A 2,501-nucleotide genomic window follows, 5' to 3' on the forward strand; every position below is an offset into this window, starting at 1 on the left:
GCCCTGCCTCGTCCAGACCATCAAGATCCGGCAGCACCGGCACAGCAGGCGCCGCCACGGTCAGCACCGCACAGCCGGCGCGATCCACACGGGGTCCGGGGCCCGATGCCCAGGCTCAACCGACGCGCGCGGACGCGACCGGCCCGGCAACAGCGACGATGGCCGCCGCCCCGCGGGGGCGACGGCCATCGAGGACGATCGAGCTCAGTGCTGGGCGAGGCGGCGTCCGTGGCCGTAGTACTCGAACAGCAGGCCGCCGACGGTGAACAGGATCAGCGCGACGCCGACCAGCGCCAGCCAGATCTGGACGAAGGCCAGGCCGAGGCCGGTGACCGTCGCCGAGGCGGCGATGCCGACCGGCCAGTAGCTGCCCGGGCTGAAGAAGCCCAGGTCGCCCGCGGCCTCGGCGATCTCGGCGTCCGGACGGTCCTCGGGACGGGCGTCGATGCGGCGCGACACGAACCAGAAGAACGAGCCCGAGATGCCGAGCAGGCCGCCGGAGAGGATCAGCGACGAGACGCCGACGGGCTCGAGCTTGCCGTTGCTGAAGCTGTTCGGCAGCGAGGTCCAGATGCCGTAGCCGGCCGCGGCGATGAAGCAGAAGACGGCGATGAGCAGGAAGATGCGGGCTTCGGTCTTCATGTCAGCTGTTCGTCCCCTTCGTGGACGGGCCCGCGTCGACGACGTTGCGGTTCGTGTCGAACGGGTGGGTGGTCGTGGCGACCGGACCGCCCGGGATCTTGGCCTGCGTCAGCGCCTTCGACTGCCGGGCCGGGTCGGCCGAGCCGATGCTCTTCAGCGCGTCCAGGTAGGCCTGGAACTGGTCGGCGGTGACCACGCGCACCTCGAAGTTCATCTCGGCGTGGTACGTGCCGCAGAGTTCGGCGCAGCGGCCGACGAAGCTGCCGGTGTGCGTCGGGGTGATCTCGAACTGGTTGTCGCGCGTCGTCTTGTCCGTGTAGAAGGGGATCACGTCGCGCTTGAAGAGGAACTCGGGCACCCAGAACGAGTGGATGACGTCGTAGCTGTGCTCGTCGAAGCGGACGCGCTCGTTGACCGGGATCACCAGCACGGGAATCTCCTGGTCGGAGCCCACCGTCGAGAGCGGCGCGTTCGCGGACGGGTCACCGCTGCCGTACGTCGTCGCCTGGCCGTGGTTCTGGATGTACTCGAACTCCCAGTTCCACTTGAACGCGTCGACCTGCACGCGCACGTCGGGGTTCTTGGTCAGGTGGTTGACATTGTCCTCGACGACCGCGGTGCGGTAGAAGAGCACGCCGATGATGATGAACGGGATGACGACGCCCGCGAGCTCGATCGTCAGGTTGTACTTCGTCTGCCGCGGGATGTAGTCGGTGTTCGTCGACCGCTTCTGGCGGTACCGGACGCTGGCCCAGAACATCAGGCCCCAGACGAACACGCCCAGCGCGAGGGCGGCGACACCGGCCCACGTCCACAGCACGCGCATCTCGGTGGCCTGACGGGTGACACCGGTCGGCCAACCGAACCGCAGCCGCTTCTCCCAGTCAGCGGCCGAGCAGCCCGTGAGCACCACCGACAACAGGCCCACGAGGCCCGCGACGCGGACGACTCGGGCCCAACGTGTGCGACGCACGTGCAACCGCCTCTCCGACGATCAGACTGACCCTTGGAGCTTAGCCAACTTCGGCCTTTCCCCCGCCCCCGGGGCGGTGCGCGGAGGCGGTGAACCTGTGCACTATGACTACCGTCTCCCGGGTGACCACCGAACCGGTCCTGCTGGACGCCGCATCCGGCGCGCCGCTGCACCCGGTGGCCCGCGAGGCGCTGTTCGCCGCCCTCGACGACGGGTGGGCCGACCCGGCCCGGCTCCACGGGGCCGGTCGCCGGGCCCGCCTGCTGCTCGACGCCGCCCGGGCCACCGTCGCCGAGGCGCTGGGCGCGCGTCCGGACGAGGTGTCGTTCGCCGCGAACGGCACCCAGGCCCTGCACGGCGCCGTGCTCGGCACGCTGGCCGGCAACCGCGGCAGCACCTTCGTCCACAGCACGGTCGAGCACTCGGCCGTGCTGCACGCCGCCGAGCGTCACGAGGCGGCCGGCGGACGCGTCGTGCCGGTGCCCGTCGACCACCTCGCGCGCGTCGACGCCGCCGCCTTCACCACCGCCGCGAGCGCCGGTGACGTCGCCGCCGCCGCCCTGCAGGCCGCGAACCACGAGGTCGGCACGCGCCAACCGCTGGTCGACGTGCCGGTGCCGCTGGTCGTCGATGCGACGCAGACCCTCGGGCACGACGAGCTGCCCGCGCACTGGTCGGTGCTCGCCGCGGACGCCCGCACCTGGGGCGGCGGCACGGTCGGCGTGCTGGCGGTGCGCACGGGCACGCGCTGGCGCTCGCCCTGGCCGGCCGACGAGCGCGAGGGCGGCCGGGTGCCCGGGGTGCCGGACATCCCGGCGGTCGTGGCGGCGGCGGCGTCCCTGCGCGCGGTCGGCGCCGAGCGCGCGGCGACGGCCCAGCGGCACCG

3 protein-coding genes are annotated in these 2,501 nt (G+C 72.1%); 1 reads left to right on the plus strand and 2 read right to left on the minus strand.

What is annotated here, in order from left to right:
• Positions 1-204: 204 nt before the first annotated feature.
• Both ACTHMS_RS09955 and ctaC read right to left on the minus strand, forming a co-directional pair.
• Complete coding sequence (locus tag ACTHMS_RS09955; RefSeq protein WP_440306505.1) at positions 205-642, minus strand: cytochrome c oxidase subunit 4; 438 nt, start codon at positions 640-642, stop codon at positions 205-207.
• A 1-nt stretch (position 643) separates the two neighbouring features.
• Positions 644-1,615 (minus strand): aa3-type cytochrome oxidase subunit II, encoded by a 972-nt coding sequence (gene ctaC / locus ACTHMS_RS09960; protein ID WP_440306506.1) that lies wholly within the window; start codon positions 1,613-1,615, stop codon positions 644-646.
• A gap of 122 nt (positions 1,616-1,737) precedes the next feature.
• Here ctaC and ACTHMS_RS09965 point away from each other — a divergent pair.
• The coding region (locus tag ACTHMS_RS09965; RefSeq protein WP_440306507.1) for an aminotransferase class V-fold PLP-dependent enzyme at positions 1,738-2,501 on the plus strand (764 nt) is incomplete at its 3' end.

The sequence above is a fragment of the Jatrophihabitans sp. genome, assembly GCF_051960575.1.
Lineage (GTDB): Bacteria > Actinomycetota > Actinomycetes > Mycobacteriales > Jatrophihabitantaceae > JBQCEE01.

Bases quoted from the DNA above. Each gene is read 5' to 3' on its own strand.
- ACTHMS_RS09955 (WP_440306505.1), bottom strand. From the start codon at position 642: ATGAAGACCGAAGCCCGCATCTTCCTGCTCATCGCCGTCTTCTGCTTC.